1 protein-coding gene and 2 rRNA genes are annotated in these 2,094 nt (G+C 30.8%); 1 reads left to right on the plus strand and 2 read right to left on the minus strand.

Annotation, left to right across the window (positions count from 1 at the left end; all coding sequences use genetic code 11):
• The first annotated feature begins 31 nt into the window (after positions 1-31).
• On the plus strand, positions 32-1,396 hold the full coding sequence (locus KPL50_RS26260) for a hypothetical protein (RefSeq protein WP_253200825.1): 1,365 nt from the start codon (positions 32-34) through the stop codon (positions 1,394-1,396).
• Positions 1,397-1,669: 273 nt separating this feature from the next.
• Here KPL50_RS26260 and rrf read toward each other — a convergent pair.
• Both rrf and KPL50_RS26270 read right to left on the minus strand, forming a co-directional pair.
• A 5S ribosomal RNA gene (gene rrf, locus KPL50_RS26265) occupies positions 1,670-1,786 on the minus strand.
• Between the two features lie 59 nt (positions 1,787-1,845).
• Positions 1,846-2,094, minus strand: a 23S ribosomal RNA gene (locus KPL50_RS26270); the annotation flags it as partial.

Raw genomic sequence — 2,094 nt, forward strand, 5'->3', positions numbered from 1 at the left:
AGAATCACCTGAAGTATTATCATAGCTTCCAATGGTTAATGTTGATGCTCTAACCCCTAAAATTACTAAAACACCACTTGAAATAAATCGCGTAGATGGGGTTAAAGTACTTTATCATCCAATGTCTACCAATGGAACAAACAATTTATCATTATACTTTGATACAACCTCAGTTAAGCAGAATCAAATTCCTTATATAAAATTATTATCTTCACTACTTGGTAGTATGGATACAAAAACTCACACTCAAGATGAATTAACAAAATTAAGTGCAAAATACTCAAATGGACTTAGTACTTCAGCATACGCGGCTCCTTCAATTAATCATAAAAACACTTATACTCCAACCTTACAAGTTAGTGCAACTTCTTTAAACGAAAATGCATCAAATGTAACAAAATTAATGTTGGAAGTCATTAAGGATACTAAAATAAATGACAAAGAAAAATTAAAACTAATAATAGATACTACTAAAGCAAACTTAGATTCTTCAATTGCAAATAATACTATCTCCTTAGCACTCAATAAGAATTCAAGTAATAACAGTGCATACTCTGCCTATATGAATAATTTGGCTGGTATAGAATACTATAATTTCATTAGTGATCTTAGTAAAAATTTTGATAAAAAATATGATGAACTAGTTAAAAATCTTACAGAGGTTTCAAAAAGTATTTTCAATAAAAATAATTTAACTTTAAGTGTTACTGTTGAAGATAAGGAATTTAACAAGTTCCAAACTAATTTGACAAATATTATTAGTAATCTTCCTTCTGATAAATTAACTACTCAGAATTATAAATTTAAATTTAGCGACAAAAAAGAAGCATATACAATTGAATCTCCTATTAATTATAACATTCAATCTTTTAACTACAAAGATTTAGGGTACAATGTTAAAGGAAGTCTCCAAGTATTGTCTCCTCTTGTAAACTCATTCTTATGGGATACTTTAAGAGTTAAAGGTGGCGCATATGGTGCTTATCTATCAGCTGATGAAACTGGAGAAATGACTATATTTACTTATAGAGACCCTAGAATTAAGGAATCTTTCCAAGATGTAAAAACGATACCTGAATTTTTAGAAAATGCTGATAAAATATCACCAATGCAATTAAATCAATATAAACTAGATGCTTTAAAAAGTTACTATATACCAAATTCAATATATGAAAAAGCTTCTAAATCTGATATGTTATATTTTAGTGGGGTAAGCGATGATTATCGTCAAAATTGTATAGATGAAATTCTAAATACAACTTCTGGTGACCTAAAATCTTATTCTGAAATATTTCAAGATGGATTAAAAGAAAACAGAATTACAACTATTGGTAATAGCAAAACAATAGAAGCTAGTAAAGAGTTATTTGATAGTATTGAATCACTAGTAAAATAATTAAATGATTAAAGGTGGTTGTGAAATTTCATAACCACTTTTTATTATTAATCAGAATTGAGACAAGATTAATTAAATTTAAATTATGAATTGTGAATATTAGATAAGATATTAGTTATAACATTCGTAGTTATTATGACTGATTTATTATCAATGATTACAACTATATTATAGGAGAATGACTAAGCTATTAAGAGAAAATTAAATGTTAAAAACCATGAAGAGTTTAAACCCAAATAAAAACTACTAAGTATAACTTAGTAGTTTTTTGTAACCTGGCGACAACCTACTCTTCCACAAGGTCACCCCTGCAGTACCATCGGCGCATTGAAGCTTAACCTTCGTGTTCGGTATGGGAACGGGTGTTACCTTCAGGCCATAATCACCAGATGAGAATATAAATATTCTCTGAAAATTGCACAGTGAATTCGCATTTTTACTATTATATCTTGGTCAAGCCCTCGACTTATTAGTATTAGTCAGCTGAACATGTTACCATGCTTACACCTCTAACCTATCAACCTGGTGGTCTTCCAGGAGTCTTACTTGCACCACACTTACGTGTGGACAATGGGAAATCTCATCTTAGGGTGGGCTTCACGCTTAGATGCTTTCAGCGTTTATCCCTTCCAAACATAGCTACCCAGCGATGCCACTGGCGTGACAACTGGTGCACCAGAGGTTTGTCCATCCCGGTC

Origin of the sequence: Clostridium sp. CF012 (assembly GCF_018861755.1) — a bacterium.
In the GTDB taxonomy this organism is placed as follows: Bacteria; Bacillota; Clostridia; order Clostridiales; family Clostridiaceae; genus Clostridium_AD.